Genomic DNA, 12,365 nt, shown 5'->3' on the forward strand with positions numbered 1-12,365 from the left:
GCGAACTCCCAGGACCCGGCATGGTTGTTGCCCGCAGGGGCGATCGGCGCAAGTGGCTGAAATCGGCGGCGCGTCGACGGATCAGCGCCGGCGTCCGGCCGCGACGACCTGAAGCAGCACCGCCGCCGCGGACAAGGCCGCGCCCAGGCCCGTGACCGCGACCCAGCCGTCCATGTGCCATGCCCAGGTCGCGCCGGCGGATCCCGCCGCGCCGCCGAGGAACATCGCCCCCATGAAGATCGTGTTGAGCCGGGCGCGGGCCTCGGGCCGCAGCGCGTAAACCACATGCTGGTTGGAGACGAGCGCGCTCTGCACACCGAAATCGAGCAGGATCACGCCGACCACCAGCCCGGCAATCGAACTCCACAGCGCAAAGACCGCCCAGCTTGCCAGCGTCAGCACGGCCCCGAGCAGGATCACCAGCCTGGGACCGCGGCGGTCGGCGATACGCCCGGCGACCGGCGCGGCGAGCACGCCGACCGCGCCGACCACCCCGAACAGACCCGCGATATCCGCCCCCAGACCGAAGCGCGGACTCTGCAGATGGATCGCGAGGATCGTCCAGAACACGCTGAACGCGCCGAACAGCAGCGCCTGCGTGATGGCGGCCTTGCGCAGCGCGCCGAACTCCCGCCAGAGACCGCCGAGCGACCGCAGCAGCCCTGCATAACCGAGATCCGCGGTCGGGACGCTGCGCGGCAGCCGCAACGCCATCACCACCCCCGCGCCAAGCGCCATCGGCACGCCCAGCCAGAACATCGCTCGCCACCCGGCATGCGTCGCGACGAAACCCGCCAGCGTCCGGCTGAGCAGGATGCCGCACAACAGCCCCGCCATGACCGTCCCGACCGTTGCACCGCGTCGTTCCGGGCTTGCGAGATGCGCGGCGAACGGCACGACCTGTTGCGCGACGGTCGACAATATCCCGACGAGCAGCGACGCGGCGATCAGCATCGCCGCGCTCGGGGCGATCGCCGCGAGGATCAGGGCCGCGGCCAGCCCCAAGAACTGCACGACGATCAGGCGCCGGCGTTCGACCAGGTCGCCGAGCGGCACCAGCAGGAACAGCCCCGCGGCATAGCCAAGCTGCGTCGCGGTCGGCACCAGGCTGGTCGCGGCCCCGGGCAGGTCGCGCTCGATGATCCCCAGCATGGGCTGGTTGTAATAGATATTGGCGACGGCAACGCCGGCCGCCGCGGCCATCACGAACGTCAGCCCCCGACCGAGATGGTGTCCGCCCGGCGGGCCTGGCATCGACGCATCCGGCTCCAAGGGGCCACGGTCGTCCGCAATACTCGTCATACCAAATTCCTCTGCGACCGCGTGCCCGCTATGTGGACCATGGTGCAATGCCCGATAAGAGCGCGTCAGTGGCGAAGATGGGGTCGCGATCAGCGGCGCATCAACGCGGTGCGGAAGGTAATCGCGAACCGGGTCCGCCCCGGCCGCGACGCGAGCACCACCCGCGTCGCGTGCGCCTCCGCGACCTGCGCGACGATCGCCAGCCCCAGCCCGCTGCTGGCGGATGCGGCACGATCGCGTTTCCAGAAACGGCGAAAGATCGACGGCTGATCCGCCTCGGGGATGCCGGGGCCGTCGTCGCAGACCGCCAGCGTGCCGTCTGTCCCGATCGTCACGTCGATCCGACAGCCAGGACCGCTATGCTTGACCGCATTCTCGATCAGGCAGCCCAGCGCCTTGGCGATCCAGGCCGCATGGCCCGCGACCATCACGCTGTCCGCCTCCGTCGACAGCGCGATCGACTTGCCCTGACGGATCGCCAGCGGCGCGATCGAGGCCACGCCGTCGGTCGCTATCGCGACGAGATCGACCGATGCCGCGGTATCCAGCGCGACGGTTTCGAGCTCGGCGATCTCCAGCACCTGCTCGACGATGCGGCCGAGCGTGTCGAGATCGCTGCGCAGCGTCGCTCGCAACGTCGCATCCTCGACCTCCTCAACACGAAGCCTGGCCACCGCGATCGGCGTGCGCAGTTCGTGCGCCGCATCGGCGATGAAGTCGCGCTGCATGCGGTAGCTCGACGTCAGACGCTCCAGCAGCGCATTGACCGCACGCGCGAGCGGACGCACCTCGGCCGGAAGCCGGTCGTCATGCAGCCGCAAATCGAGCGGCAGCGCATCGTCCGTCCGCAGCGATGCGGAGGCTCGCCGTACCGGCGCGACCGCACGCCGGATGATCAGCACGTCGATCGCCAGCAGAACCAGCAGGACCGGCGTCACGATCGCCAGACCGTAGAGCAGGAACTGCGCCAGCAGGTCGTCGAGAATATAGTCCGGGTGGGTCAGGTTCTGCAGGACGACGATCCAGACACGCGCGCTCCCGACGCGCACCGGGCTGCTGGCGCCGGCATAGAAGGCGTGCCGCGACTGCCGGCGGAAGAAACGCTCCTCGTCGCTCAGCGGGATGGCAGCGAGCGGCACCAGGATCGGCGAGTCCGACCGGAACAGGACCGCACCACGCGGATCGACGATGCGGAATGCAAAGCCCGCCCCCGGCGCGAACACCGCGGCGCTGGTCCCGTCCTGGGTCAGGTGCAACCTTCCGGTCGCGTCCTGCGACAGCGCCTGGCGCAGGGCCTGGGCATGGACGTGGACCGTCTGATGCTGGATCCGCGCCGCCGTCGTGTCGAGAAACAGATAGACCCCGCCGGCCACCGCGACGGCGGTGATCAGCACCGCGATCGCGTGCCAGCGCAGGATCTGCGCCATCAGCGACCGTGGCGGCCGCGTCACGCGTCCCGCTCCAGCATCATGTAGCCGACTCCTCGGACCGTAACGATATCCGCGGTCGCCTGCGACTCCGCCAGGCGACGCCGCAGCCGGTGGACATAGACCTCGACCGCATTCGACCCGAGATCGTCGGCGAGCCCGAACAGCAATTGTTCGAGATGCTGCTTGGTCACCACCCGGCTCGTGCGGCGGATCAGCCCGGCGAGCACCTCCAGTTCGCGCGCGGACAAAACGGTCGGCCGGCCGGCAACGGTGACCTCGCGCGTTGCCGGATCGAACCGGACATTGCCGCAATCGATCGTCCGGTCGACAATCGTGCCGCTGCGCCGGAGCAGCGCCTGGATGCGCGCGAGCAGTTCCTCGGGCGCGAACGGCTTGGCGAGATAGTCGTCGGCCCCCGCCTCAAGCCCGGTCACGCGGTGTGCGACGCTCGCCCGCGCGGTCAGCGCGATGACCGGCGTGGGATCGTCGCGGTCACGCAATTCGCGCACGACCGACAGGCCATCGCCGTCCGGCAGCCCGAGATCGAGGATGACCGCGGCATAGCGCGTATAGGACAGGATCAGCCGTGCATCGGCGGCCGTCGCGGTCGCGTCCGCGGCATAGCCCGCCTCGCCGAGCAGCCGGATCAGCATCGTGACCAGATCGGCATGGTCCTCGACGATCAGGATCCGCATCGACGCTCCCCGGTCGGGCTGCCCGGAGCGCACCGCCCGCGCCGATGGCCGCCTGTAAGGCTGGCGTAAGCCGGACGGGATAGGCCGACCGATCCTCGATCCCGATCGATGTCGCGCGATGCGCCGTCAGCAAAAATCAGAGTGTCTCCATGTCCGATATCCTTGGCCCGTTCGAACGGCTTGCAGCGACCCGCGCCGCGGTGTCCCGCGTCCGTGCGGCGCCCTACCAGCCGCGCCGGGTCGCCCTGTTCTCGGGCAACTACAACTATCTGCGCGACGGCGCCAACCAGGCGCTCAACCGCCTTGTTGGGTATATTGAGCGCGACGGCGTCGACGTCCGGGTCTATTCACCGACATCGCCCCGCCCCGCCTTTGACCCCAAGGGCACATTGGTGTCGGTCCCGTCGGTTCGCATTCCGGGTCGCGGCGAGTATCGGCTGGGGCTCGGATTGCCGGCGGCGGTCCGGCGCGATGTCGAATGTTTCCGCCCCGACATCGTCCACCTGTCCGCCCCCGACTGGACCGGCGTTGCCGCGCAGCGGCTGGCGCGGACGATGGGCGTCCCGGTCGTCGTCAGCCTGCACACGCGGTTCGAGACCTATGCGCAATTCTATGGTGCGGGATTGATCCGGCCAACGATGGAACGGCATCTCGACCGGTTCTACACCGGCAGCGACGCGATCCTCGTGCCCACCCCTCCCATCGCCGCCGAGTTTTCCGCCAAGGGGCTTGGCGAGCGGACACGTCTCTGGGGTCGCGGGGTCGATCGCGACGCCTTCTCTCCGCGCCACCGCGACCTGGCCTGGCGCCGGCACATGGGCATCGCCGACACCGACATCGTCCTGCTCTTCTTCGGCCGGCTGGTCCGCGAGAAGGGACCGGCGCTGTTCGCCGACATCGTCGACGCGGTTCGCAAGGGTAGCGGAGATCTGTGCGGATCATCCGCCACGATCCGGGCCGTGATCGTCGGCGACGGGCCCGAACGGGACTGGCTAACGCGGCGCCTGCCGGACGCGATCCTCCTCGGCAGCCTGTCGGGCGACAGACTGGCCCGCGCAGTCGCCAGCGCGGATATTTTCGTCAATCCGAGCATTACCGAAGCCTTTGGCAACGTGACGTTGGAAGCGATGGCATCGGGATTGCCGAGCGTGTGCGTCGACATCCCCAGCGGACGCAACCTGCTGCGCAAGGAAACGGGCATGTTCTTCGCCGCGAACGATCTCGATGCGGCGGTTGCCGCGGTTCGCCGTCTTGCGCTGTTCTCGGATCTGCGCGCGTCGATGGGCCGGGCCGCACGTGCGGCAAGCGCGGCCTATGACTGGGACACGGCGTCGGCGATGGTCCTCGACGCCTATCGTGCGCTATTGGGCACGGACACGGTGTCGGCAACCGCCGATCCGGGTGCCGCGCCGGCACTCTGGCGGAACCGGTTGGCCGCGGGCTGAGCGTCATGACAGAACAGTGCAGCGCCCGGACGCCGTCAGGCTGGCGACGTCTCCTGTCATCGTCGTCGGTGCGAACGGCAGCCGCTGCTGCCGCGATGCTCGCCGTCGTCGCGATCGCCCTGTCGGCGCTCGCAAGCCTGCTCGACGGGGTCGACTGGACCGACATCCGCGACGCGCTGACGCGGATCGGCTGGGTCCGGCTGCTGCTCGCGGCCGGGATCACCGCAACCAGCTACGGCGTGCTGACCGGCTATGACGTGATCGCGCTGCGGGTCATCGGGCGACGCGTCGCCTATCCCCGGGCGGCGCTCGCCTCGTTCACCAGCTATGTTTTCAGTCACAATTTCGGGTTCGCGCTGCTGACCGGCGGAACCGCACGGTTGCGGATCTACCGGCCCGCAGGGCTGACGATCGGCGAAGTCGGTCATGTCATGGTGCTGACCGGCCTGACCTTCTGGTCCGGGGTGCTCCTACTGCTGGGGATCGGGCTTGTCGCCAGTCCCGACAAGCTGGCGATTGCCGGCATTGCGATGTCCTACCCGGTCCACGCCGCGATCGGCACGGCGAGCCTTGCCCTGCTGGGCGTAGTGCTGATCCTGCTCCACCGGCGTGGCGGTCGGATGATCGTCGCATTCGGCCGCTCGATCCCCGTGCCTCGCACGCGGCAGGCGCTGATCCAGATGATGCTGGCGAGCATCGATCTCGTCCTCGCGGCGCTGGTCTTGATCGTCCTGCTGCCCGGCGCGTCGCTTGCCCTGCTTCCCGGCCTGTTGCTCGGCTATTTGGTGGCGATCACGACGGGACTCATCACCCACGCGCCGGGCGGCGTGGGCGTGTTCGAAGCGGTGATGCTGGCAAGCCTTCCCGAGATCGACCGCGCGACGCTGTTCGCCGCCTTGCTAGCCTATCGGATGGTCTATTTCCTGATCCCGCTGGCCATCGGGATGGTGCTGTTCGCGCTTCATGAAGTCGACCTGCGGGCCCGCGTAAGGTCGGCGTAAGTCGGCGCGGCGATGAGCGCATGTCCTCATGCTCCAGCCATCGGAACCCGTCACCATGATCATCCGCGCGCGGCCCTGCGCCCCGTTCTCCCTCGCAGCGTTCTGCGCCCCCGCCCTCCTAGCCGCCAGCACCGGTGCGGCCGCGCAAACGCGATCGGCAGACGCCCAGCCGGTGCCGGGCGCGACCGCGATCGCGGGGGCGACGTCCGCGGCGATCCCCGCCATCCCCGAACCGATGATCTTTGACATGGTCCGGCCACTCGGCGCACGGCGCGGCGAGCTCGAGACCAACACGCTCGCCCAGGTCAATCTCAGCGGACCGTCGCGCCATGTCGAATGGGCTCCCGAGGTCGAATATGCGGTCGCCGACGGCTTTGCGGTCGAGCTTGAGCTGCCGTTCACCAATGGCCGGCCGACCGATCTCAAAATGGGGCTGCAGGGGACGTTCGGCACGTTTCGCGGCGGACGCAGCATCCACGGCGTCCAGTATCTCGGGCTTCACAATCGCAGCGACGGGGGCTGGTCGAGCAGCCTGGTCTATCTGCTCGGCAACCGCTTCGGCGAACGGTTGAGCACGATGACGATGATCGGCGCGGGCGACGTGACGCTCAGGAGCACGAAGGGCACCGGGCTGATCGTCAATCACTCGACATTCTGGGATGTCGATAACGGCACCGTGCTCGGGTTCGAGGTAAACCGGCAGACGGGGGCGAGCGGCCATTGGCTCCTGATGCCACAGCTGCACCGCGCGATCGGGCGGAAGGTCTCGGCGCAGATCGGTGCGGGCGCCGAACGGGCCGTGTCGGGTCCATTCCGACCGCGCGTCGGCCTGCGCATCATCCGCGAATTCTGAGGTGCCAGCTGCCACGCAGGCCGGGCCCGCTGGTGCCGGCACGCCCGACATGCCACACCCCTGACATATCAGAACAAGGGGTTATGAATGCGCGCCAGTGCCTGTTTGATCGCTCTCCTCCTCGTCACGACCAGCGCGGTCGTCTCCGGCGCCAGCGCGCAGACGCCGGGCACGCCCTATCACCGCGCGCCCGATGCGATCGCACGGGCGCTGGAGACACCCCCGACCCCGGGCGTCTCGGTCAGCCCCGACCACCGGACGCTCGCGATCCTCGGTCGCGAGAATCTTCCGTCGATCGCCAATCTGTCCAAACCGATCCTGCGGCTCGGTGGCTATCGCATCGATCCCGCGACCAACGGCCAGGCCGAGGTCCGCGTGCAGTGGCTGAACGCGCTGCAGTTCAAGAATCTGGCGAGCGGCAAGACCATTAATGTCGCGCTGCCTGCCGGACTGCGCTTTGCCGCACCCGACTGGTCGCCCGACGGCAGCCGCCTCGCCTTCTACGCGCAGCAGCCCGACGGTCTCTCGCTGTGGATCGCCGAGCGTGACGGCAGTGCGCGCATGGTGGCCAGGGACCTGAACGGGACGTTCGGCACGCCGTTCACCTGGATGCCCGACAGCACGGCGCTGATCGCCTACACCGTCCCCGCGAACCGCGGCCCCGCGCCCGTTGCCGGCGATACGCCGACGGGCCCCGTCGTCCAGGAAAGCGCGGGCCGATCGTCGGCGGCGCGCACCTATGAAGATTTGCTCGGCGATGCGCAGGACGAGGCCCTGTTCGATCATTATTTCACGGGCCAGCTCCTCCGGATCGCGCTGTCGGGCGCCACCCGGCCGATCGGGGCACCCGGGCTCATCACCGAGTTCAGCGTCTCGCCCGACGGCCGGTATCTGCTGACCGAACGGCTCAAGCGGCCCTATTCCTATCTGCTGCCCGCGCGCTATTTCCCGACCGAGATCGCCGTCGCGACGATCGATGGCCAGCGGGTACGGACGCTGGTCGATCGCCCGCTCGCCGACGATCTTCCGGTCGACTTTGACGCCGCCGTCAAGGGACCGCGCGAGGCGATGTGGCGATCCGACGCCCCCGCCACGCTCGTCTGGGCGGAAGCGCTCGACGGCGGCAATCCGCGTGCGAGGGTCGCCTTCCACGACGTGGTCAAGATGCAGGCAGCACCGTTCGAAGCGGCGCCGGTCGATCTGGCGATGACCCCGGCGCGCTATGCGACGACCTTCTGGGGCGATGACGGCTTCGCGATGGTCGTCGATCGCGAATGGCGGTCGCGGACCGAACACCGGCTCGCGGTCGCACCGGCGCGACCGGGCCAGGCGCGCACGCTGCTGACCCGCAATTATCAGGACCAATATGGCGACCCGGGTCGGCCGGTCGTCGAATCGAACGCCGCGGGCAAACCGGTGATGCGCTTCACCCCGGACCATAAGGCCGTCTACGTCACCGGCGACGGTGCGACCAAGGCGGGCGCCTTCCCCTTCCTCGCGACGCTGCCGCTTACAGGCGGCGAACAGACGCGGCTATGGTCCGCCAAGCCGCCCTATTACGAAACCGTCGTCGCGATGCTCGACGATACCGGGCAGCGCATTCTCACGCGCCGCGAAAGCGCAAAGCTCGCTCCCAATTACGTCATGCGCAGCGTCAGGGGCGGCAGCGCCAAGCCGGTCACCGCGTTCGCCGATCCTGCCCCGGTGTTCGCGGGCGTGACGCAGCGCACGATCACCTATCCCCGCGCCGACGGGCTTGCACTGTCGGGGTCGCTCTACCTGCCCGCGGGCTATGACGCGAAGCGCGACGGGCCGCTGCCGACCTTGCTCTGGGCGTACCCCGCCGAATTCACCGATGCGAAGGTCGCCGGGCAGACCGTCGACCAGGGCAATCGCTTCGTGCGCCCACGCGGCATCAGCCATCTGTTCCTGCTGACCCAGGGCTATGCGATCCTCGACAATCCGGCGATGCCGATCATCGGCGAGGGCGGCACGGAGGCGAACGACACCTACGTCAAGCAACTCCAGCAGGATGCGCAGGCGGCGGTCGATGCCGTCGTCAAGCTCGGGGTCGCCGACCGGACCCGCATGGCGGTCGGCGGGCACAGCTATGGCGCGTTCATGACCGCCAATCTGCTCGCGCATACCGATCTCTTCCGCGCAGGCATCGCCCGATCGGGCGCATATAACCGCACGCTGACCCCGTTCGGATTCCAGGCCGAACAGCGGACCTATTGGCAGGCGACGCCGACCTATACCGAAATGAGCCCGTTCACCTATGCCGACCGGATCAAGGCGCCGATCCTGCTGATCCACGGCGGCGCGGACGACAATAGCGGCACCTTCCCGATCCAGTCCGAACGCATGTACGCTGCGCTCAAGGGCAATGGTGCGACCGTGCGCTACGTCGTCCTGCCGAACGAGCCGCACGGCTATCGCGCGCTGGAGTCGACCGAAGAGACGCTGTGGCAGATGACGGACTGGCTAGACCGCTATGTGAAGCCGAAGCCGGCGCCGGAGACGGCGGAGCGCCAGCCATGACCGGGTGTCGTGCCTTTCCGCAGGCTTGCGCGACGGCCGGTCGCATCGCATCGGCACTCCATGTGTAATCGCGCGCGGTTCGAGGGCGAGCCCGAAACCCTGACCGAAGTCTTTGGCGCGGGCTGGCTGACGCCAAGGCCGATGGATAACCGGTTCAATCCGACCGAGCTCTATCCCAAAAGCCGCGCCTATGTGATCCGCGAACAGGACGGGGCCCGCGGGCTCGATGTGATGCAGTGGGACGTGACCGCCGGGCAGGCGCCATGGCCGATGACCAATGTCCGCAACCTCGCGCTGCCGCAGTGGAAAGCGCTCGCGGCGAACCCCGAAAACCGGTGCCTGATCCCGCTCACCGAATTCTGCGAATGGACGCCCGACCCCGTTGATCGCGGCGACGGGAAAAAGCCCATCAAGGGCGAGATGTGGTTCGACGTCATCGACCAGGACGTGTTCGCGATCGCCGGATTCTGGCGCCAGATCGGCGAGCAGCGCTATTTCGCGATGGTCACCTGCGACGCGAACGAACTGGTCGTGCCGATCCACCCCAAGGCGATGATCACCATCCTGCATCCGGAGGATCACGCGCTCTGGCTCACCGGTCGCTACGACGACGTCGTCGCACTGCAGCGCCCCTATCCGGCCAGCCGGATGACGGTGCGCGGCCCCGTCTTTCCGACCCGCACCGCCGCGCCAACGGGCCGCACCCTGCTATAAGTGTCGAACTACCCAGCGCGGCATCGGGCCGCGCGCCGACGCCAAGCGGCAATCACCTGCAACCATGATCAGGCGGGCGGCGTACCGCCCGCCTGACCGATCGTCACTTGGGGGCGGACGGCGCGGCGGGCGCGACCGTGGTGGCGACAGGCGTCGCGGCGATCGGCGCACCCGGCGACGCCACCGTCGCGGCCGGGGATTTCATCGTCTGGCGGATGAACACGGTCTGGTTGATCTGCTCGAACGCCGTCTGATAGACCGACACGTCGTAGATCGGCTCTTCGTCCTGCGCCCCCGAGCCATAGACGGTCGATTTGACTTTCCCCATGACGAAGCTCAGCCGCACATGCGTCGTCGACGGGCTGGTCTGCTCGATAAAGGCCGAGACGATCGGCGTCTTCTTCGATTTACCGAAACCGGTCCACAGGCTGTACGACATCTTGCCCTTGGTCGAGGCGATGCCGGTGATCAGCCCGGTGTCCTTGTCGGCGGCCTGGATACGATAGCCCGAATCCTGCAGCACCGACATGACGGCGCCAAACACCTGATCCTTGCTCGCCTCGATGTCCCGGCCCTGCAGCTGCTGCAGTTCGAGCGACGACATAACGACCGGCTTTTTTGCAAGGACGACAGACGCGTCGAGGCATGCACCCGCCATGGCGAGCGCTACGATAAGCTTCTTCATTGATATTCCCCCTTAGAACGAACTGCTGCGGCTTTGGAAATCGCTGACGACCTTGTTCGCGTCGAACTTGATCACGAGTGTCATGGCGCGCGACGACTGGCTCGACCGCGACTTCTTGTTGCTGAACCCCAGACCGCCCAGCCCCGCGCCGCCGCCGCCACCACCGCCGCCGAACAGGCCGATCGAAAACCCCGATGTCTTGTCGTAAGACACCGTGGCATGGCGGTCATAGACCCACATTTCCTGTCCGGAACCATCGATAGTGGTAATGTTCGGTCCGCCAAACGCCTCGATGATCTGTGCCTGAGTCGTGGTGCCGACCTTCAGGTTCATCTGCACCATGCCGTGCGTCAGCGTGTTCGGATCATCCTTCGCCAAAGCCCCTGCTGGAACCGTCGCCGCAAATGCCGCAGCCAGAATGATTGCTCGAATCATAGATCCCCCCGTAATATCCCGCGCTTATCACTGTTGTTTGTGCGCGAGAAGGTGGAGCCGGAGGCAATAGATCGATATCTGATGTATTGTGACGAAGCGAAGTATTAGAATAGCCAGATCTAGTCGGAGATCGTGCCGTCAGCGGAAGCGTGGTGGCCGCCGCTGACGGCGATCCGGCGTCAGGCGTGCGCCGGCCTGGCGTGAACGATCGCGGTCGCCGCGGACATCAGGATCGCGTCCTCGACGAACCCGGTGCTCGTCTGCCCCCAGCGTTCCATCGCCCATTTGCGGGCGGCGAGGCCACCATAGGATGACAGGATCGCCGCACCGATCCCGAGCGCTGCGCCCGTCAGCTGACGCTTTGGCGGGGCGAGCGCCGCGCCGGCAAAGCCGCCCGTGATCGTGCGCGCGAGCAGACCGAGGAACACCGTACGATCGGGCGCGGTCTTCATCTTGTCGCCGGCCATTTCGGCCGCGGCCATCGCCACGCCCCCGGCGGTGATCAGCGGCATCGCCATCAGACGCGCTCCAGCGGTGTCCTCGGGGAGCGTGCCGCGCTGGGCGGCGCCGGCCAGTGCAGCAAGCGGCGTCATCGCACGCTGTCCGGCCACCAGGCCTATCAGAAGGGAACGAAGCATAAGGGGATCCTGTCGGTTGGAGCGATTGTCTGATCTGCCTCGTCAACGGATGACACCGTCAATGCGCTCCATCGCTGCGCGCCGCTCGATCCTGCACCGACCCGGGCATCACCCCGATACGTAGAGCGGCGCCCGCAAACGCGCTTGAACGTCCCCGATTTGCGCATATGCCGGAATGCATTGGAGCGAACGATGAATGATCCGGCGAATACCAAAAGCGCGGCGTGGGACGGGACTCTGGTCAAAACCTGGCTCGAGCGACGGCTTGCCGCGGCGAAGCTTGACCAAGCAATGGCGGACCGGCGCGGCTACGAGGCGCAGGACGATTATGACAAGGCGGCTGCCGAGGAATGGGCCTGCCGGGCGCTTCAGGCACCGGACTGCACCGCGGATCAGGCCGGTTTTGCAAAACGGCTCAAGGACTTGATCGCCCAGGAAGACTATACCGCAACCGGCATCTATGACGATATCCGGTTCCAGCGCCATGTCCGCAGCCAGCTGCGCAAGATTGCCAAGATGGCCAAGGCGAATGAAGGGTTCGAAAAGACGCTCCGCTACCAGTAAGGCCGAGCCATGGGTGCCGCGCCACCCCGGCTCGCGAGGTACGCCGGCACTAGACCGGCCGC

Annotated in this window: 12 protein-coding genes; 6 read left to right on the forward strand and 6 right to left on the reverse strand. The window is 67.5% G+C overall.

What is annotated here, in order from left to right:
- Positions 1–81: 81 nt before the first annotated feature.
- From SOM18_RS16005 to SOM18_RS16015, 3 genes are all read right to left on the reverse strand, one after another.
- Positions 82–1,254: an MFS transporter gene (locus SOM18_RS16005; RefSeq protein ID WP_031440243.1), complete on the reverse strand. Its 1,173-nt coding sequence runs from the start codon at positions 1,252–1,254 to the stop codon at positions 82–84.
- Positions 1,255–1,391: 137 nt separating this feature from the next.
- Positions 1,392–2,753: a sensor histidine kinase gene (locus SOM18_RS16010; RefSeq protein ID WP_052149305.1), complete on the reverse strand. Its 1,362-nt coding sequence runs from the start codon at positions 2,751–2,753 to the stop codon at positions 1,392–1,394.
- Positions 2,750–3,427 (reverse strand): response regulator transcription factor, encoded by a 678-nt coding sequence (locus SOM18_RS16015; protein ID WP_031440241.1) that lies wholly within the window; start codon positions 3,425–3,427, stop codon positions 2,750–2,752. Before SOM18_RS16015 ends, SOM18_RS16010 begins: the two co-directional genes overlap by 4 nt.
- A gap of 149 nt (positions 3,428–3,576) precedes the next feature.
- Between SOM18_RS16015 and SOM18_RS16020 the strand changes: the two genes are divergently transcribed.
- From SOM18_RS16020 to SOM18_RS16040, 5 genes are all read left to right on the forward strand, one after another.
- A complete protein-coding gene (locus SOM18_RS16020; RefSeq protein WP_081874233.1) occupies positions 3,577–4,872 on the forward strand; it encodes a glycosyltransferase family 4 protein in 1,296 nt (431 codons plus the stop codon).
- A 68-nt stretch (positions 4,873–4,940) separates the two neighbouring features.
- Entirely contained in the window at positions 4,941–5,873 is a 933-nt protein-coding gene (locus SOM18_RS16025; protein WP_320481975.1) for a lysylphosphatidylglycerol synthase domain-containing protein, read from the forward strand.
- 28 nt (positions 5,874–5,901) lie between these two features.
- A complete protein-coding gene (locus SOM18_RS16030) occupies positions 5,902–6,726 on the forward strand; it encodes a hypothetical protein (RefSeq protein WP_235188331.1) in 825 nt (274 codons plus the stop codon).
- A gap of 87 nt (positions 6,727–6,813) precedes the next feature.
- Positions 6,814–9,267 carry a prolyl oligopeptidase family serine peptidase gene (locus SOM18_RS16035; protein ID WP_031440237.1) on the forward strand — a complete coding sequence of 818 codons (2,454 nt, stop codon included), beginning with the start codon at positions 6,814–6,816 and terminating at the stop codon, positions 9,265–9,267.
- Positions 9,268–9,327: 60 nt separating this feature from the next.
- On the forward strand, positions 9,328–9,981 hold the full coding sequence (locus SOM18_RS16040; RefSeq protein WP_031440236.1) for an SOS response-associated peptidase family protein: 654 nt from the start codon (positions 9,328–9,330) through the stop codon (positions 9,979–9,981).
- 103 nt (positions 9,982–10,084) lie between these two features.
- Here the strand turns inward: SOM18_RS16040 and SOM18_RS16045 are convergent, their stop codons facing one another.
- The 3 genes from SOM18_RS16045 to SOM18_RS16055 form a co-directional block, all read right to left on the reverse strand.
- Entirely contained in the window at positions 10,085–10,666 is a 582-nt protein-coding gene (locus SOM18_RS16045) for a hypothetical protein (RefSeq protein WP_159511613.1), read from the reverse strand.
- 12 nt (positions 10,667–10,678) lie between these two features.
- Positions 10,679–11,101, reverse strand: coding sequence for a hypothetical protein (locus SOM18_RS16050; RefSeq protein ID WP_031440234.1), 423 nt, complete (start codon positions 11,099–11,101; stop codon positions 10,679–10,681).
- Positions 11,102–11,280: 179 nt separating this feature from the next.
- Positions 11,281–11,739, reverse strand: coding sequence for a membrane protein (locus tag SOM18_RS16055; RefSeq protein ID WP_031440233.1), 459 nt, complete (start codon positions 11,737–11,739; stop codon positions 11,281–11,283).
- A gap of 144 nt (positions 11,740–11,883) precedes the next feature.
- On the opposite strand from SOM18_RS16055, the gene SOM18_RS16060 reads away from it, so the two are divergent.
- Positions 11,884–12,303, forward strand: coding sequence for a hypothetical protein (locus SOM18_RS16060; RefSeq protein ID WP_320481976.1), 420 nt, complete (start codon positions 11,884–11,886; stop codon positions 12,301–12,303).
- Positions 12,304–12,365 lie beyond the last annotated feature (62 nt).

Origin of the sequence: Sphingomonas sp. CFBP9019 (assembly GCF_034045155.1) — a bacterium.
GTDB classification, from domain to species: domain Bacteria; phylum Pseudomonadota; class Alphaproteobacteria; order Sphingomonadales; family Sphingomonadaceae; genus Sphingomonas; species Sphingomonas aerolata.

Bases quoted from the DNA above. Each gene is read 5' to 3' on its own strand.
- SOM18_RS16005 (WP_031440243.1), bottom strand. From the start codon at position 1,254: ATGCCAGGCCCGCCGGGCGGACACCATCTCGGTCGGGGGCTGACGTTC.
- SOM18_RS16015 (WP_031440241.1), bottom strand. From the start codon at position 3,427: ATGCGGATCCTGATCGTCGAGGACCATGCCGATCTGGTCACGATGCTG.
- SOM18_RS16020 (WP_081874233.1), top strand. From the start codon at position 3,577: ATGTCCGATATCCTTGGCCCGTTCGAACGGCTTGCAGCGACCCGCGCC.
- SOM18_RS16030 (WP_235188331.1), top strand. From the start codon at position 5,902: ATGCTCCAGCCATCGGAACCCGTCACCATGATCATCCGCGCGCGGCCC.
- SOM18_RS16035 (WP_031440237.1), top strand. From the start codon at position 6,814: ATGCGCGCCAGTGCCTGTTTGATCGCTCTCCTCCTCGTCACGACCAGC.
- SOM18_RS16040 (WP_031440236.1), top strand. From the start codon at position 9,328: ATGTGTAATCGCGCGCGGTTCGAGGGCGAGCCCGAAACCCTGACCGAA.
- SOM18_RS16045 (WP_159511613.1), bottom strand. From the start codon at position 10,666: ATGAAGAAGCTTATCGTAGCGCTCGCCATGGCGGGTGCATGCCTCGAC.
- SOM18_RS16050 (WP_031440234.1), bottom strand. From the start codon at position 11,101: ATGATTCGAGCAATCATTCTGGCTGCGGCATTTGCGGCGACGGTTCCA.
- SOM18_RS16055 (WP_031440233.1), bottom strand. From the start codon at position 11,739: ATGCTTCGTTCCCTTCTGATAGGCCTGGTGGCCGGACAGCGTGCGATG.